Genomic DNA, 2,400 nt, shown 5'->3' on the forward strand with positions numbered 1-2,400 from the left:
CTGGGGGACCGGCCAGATCGTCGCCGTCGATGCCGAGGGCAACAGTCAAGTCATGCTCACCGTGCCGGCCACCCTGCCCTATTCGATCGACTGGCTGCCGGACGGCCGCCTGGTCGTCGTCAGCGGGCGTGATGGGCTGGTGCTGCGGCAAGAACCAGACGGTACGCTGGCCACCCACGCCGATCTGCGAGGTCTTTCAACGAGCCCTTGGAACGAGATCGTCGTCGACGGGCGCGGCAACATCTACGTCAATGGCGGCGGACCGGCGCCGGCTGCTGGCCAGCATTTCGGCCCCGGCACCATCGTGCTCATTGCGCCGGACGGGTCGGTGCGGCAGGTGGCGGACAAGATCGCCTTCGCCAATGGGATGGCGGTGACGCCTGACAACAAAACATTGATCGTCGCTGAATCGCACGCCAACAGGCTAACCGCCTTCGACATCGCCGCCGATGGCAGCCTCGCCAACCGGCGGCGATGGGCCGACCTCGGCAACGGCTTTCCCGACGGCATCTGCCTCGATGCCGAGGGCGCGGTCTGGTATGCCGACGTCCCCAACCGGCACTGCGTGCGCGTGCGCGAAGGCGGCGCAATGCTCGACAGCGTCGATGCCGATCGCGGCTGCTTTGCCTGCATGCTCGGCGGTGCCGACGGCAAGACACTGTTCATCGTCGCCGCCGAATGGCGCGGCTTCGAACACATGATCAGCGATGCCCGCACCGGCCAGGTGCTCAGCATCGAGGCTTCCGCGCCGGGCGCCGGCTGGCCATAAGGGCTACGACACCTCGGAGGGGCGGCGGCGGACAACGACGCCGAACTCGTCGCGCTCGCGAGCAATGCGCAGCCGCTCCTCGGCCTCGGTTGCCTCACGCTGGCGGTCCCACATCGACGCGTACAGACCGGCCTTGCGCATCAAGGCGGCATGCGTGCCACGCTCGGCGATCTGGCCGTCCTGCAGCACGATGATCTCGTCGGCCGAAATCACCGTCGACAGCCGGTGGGCGATGACGATGGTCGTGCGGCCCTTACTGACGAGGTCGAGCGCCGCCTGGATCTCCTGTTCGGTATGGCTGTCGAGAGCCGAGGTCGCCTCGTCGAGCATCAGGATCGGCGGCGCCTTCAAAATGGTGCGGGCGATCGCCACGCGCTGCTTCTCACCGCCCGACAGTTTCAGCCCGCGCTCTCCGACCATCGAACGGTAACCGTCGGGCAGCCGCTCGATGAATGGCCCGATCTGAGCGAGTTCTGCCGCCTTGTGCACATCCTCCTCGCTGGCATCGACGCGGCCGTAGCGGATGTTGTAGGCGATGGTGTCGTTGAACAGCACGGTGTCCTGCGGCACCATGCCGATCGCCGCGCGCAGGCTCTCCTGCGTCACGTCGCGAATGTCCTGGCCATCGATCAGAATCTTGCCGCCCTGGATGTCGTAAAAGCGAAACAGGAGCCGCGAAATGGTCGACTTGCCGGCACCCGACGGCCCGACAATGGCAACCGTCTTGCCGGCCGGCACCTCGAAGCTGATGCCTTTCAGGATCTTGCGGTTGGGATCGTAGGAAAACTGCACGTCGCGGAACTCGACCTTGCCGGCGCCGACGACCAGCGGCCTGGCACCCGGCTTGTCGACGATCTCCTGCGGCACATCGAGCAGATCGAACATCTGCTCGATGTCGGTCAGACCCTGGCGGATTTCGCGATAGATGAAGCCGATGAAGTTGAGTGGCACGGAAAGCTGGATTAACATGGCGTTGATGAAGACGAAGTCGCCAACCGTCTGCGTACCAGCCTGCACCTCCAGCGCCGAAAGGCACATGACGATAACCGTGCCGAGACCGAAGATGACGCCCTGGCCGAAGTTCAGCCAGCCGAGTGAGGTCCATATCCTGGTGGCGGCGGTCTCGTAGCGCGCCATCGAACGGTCGAAGCGCTCGGCTTCCATGCTCTCGTTGTTGAAATATTTGACCGTCTCGAAATTGAGCAGCGAGTCGATCGCCTTGGTGCTGGCGTCGGTGTCGCTGTCGTTCATGTCGCGGCGAATGACGATACGCCAGTCGCTCGCCCTGATGGTGAACCAGATGTAGAGCCAGACCGTCACCGCCACCACAGCGACGTATTTCCAGCCATAGGTGACGGCGAAGATGCCGGCCGTCAGCGCGAATTCGAGGATAGTCGGCAAGGTGTTGAGCACGGTGAAGCGGACGATCGTCTCGATGCCCTTGGTTCCGCGCTCGATGATGCGCGACAGGCCGCCAGTGCGGCGCTCGAGATGGAAGCGCAGCGACAGTCGATGCATGTGGATGAAAGTGCGGAAGGCGAGCTGGCGCACCGCATATTGTCCGACGCGGGCAAACAGCGCGTCGCGCAGCTGGTTGAAACCGAGCTGCACCAGCCGCACGACATTGTAGG

Annotated in this window: 2 protein-coding genes; one reads left to right on the forward strand and one right to left on the reverse strand. The window is 64.3% G+C overall.

Annotated elements, in window-relative coordinates; genetic code table 11:
• A partial coding sequence (locus EOA85_RS32840; RefSeq protein ID WP_127212485.1) for an SMP-30/gluconolactonase/LRE family protein occupies positions 1 to 769 on the forward strand: 769 nt, incomplete at its 5' end.
• Between the two features lie 3 nt (positions 770 to 772).
• Here EOA85_RS32840 and EOA85_RS32845 read toward each other — a convergent pair.
• On the reverse strand, positions 773 to 2,400 hold a 1,628-nt coding region (locus tag EOA85_RS32845), incomplete at its 5' end, for an ABC transporter ATP-binding protein/permease (protein WP_164760044.1).

Origin of the sequence: Mesorhizobium sp. M5C.F.Ca.IN.020.29.1.1 (assembly GCF_003997375.1) — a bacterium.
In the GTDB taxonomy this organism is placed as follows: Bacteria; Pseudomonadota; Alphaproteobacteria; order Rhizobiales; family Rhizobiaceae; genus Mesorhizobium; species Mesorhizobium wenxiniae.